Here is a 308-nt window from a genome sequence, read left to right on the forward strand (position 1 = left end):
GCTGTTCGCCATTTAAAGTGGTACGTGAGCTGGGTTTAAAACGTCGTGAGACAGTTTGGTCCCTATCTGCCGTGGGCGTTGGAAATTTGAAGGGGGCTGCTCCTAGTACGAGAGGACCGGAGTGGACGAACCTCTGGTGTACCGGTTGTCACGCCAGTGGCATTGCCGGGTAGCTAAGTTCGGAAGAGATAACCGCTGAAAGCATCTAAGCGGGAAACTTGCCTTAAGATGAGATTTCCCAGAGCCTTGAGCTCTTTGAAGGGTCGTTCGAGACCAGGACGTTGATAGGTCAGGTGTGGAAGTGCAGT

General features: G+C 52.6%; 1 rRNA gene. It reads left to right on the forward strand.

Annotated features, from left to right (window positions below):
• Positions 1 to 308 (forward strand): 23S ribosomal RNA (locus GJ695_RS29460); the annotation flags it as partial.

This window comes from Duganella alba, from assembly GCF_009674495.1.
GTDB lineage: Bacteria > Pseudomonadota > Gammaproteobacteria > Burkholderiales > Burkholderiaceae_D > Rugamonas > Rugamonas alba.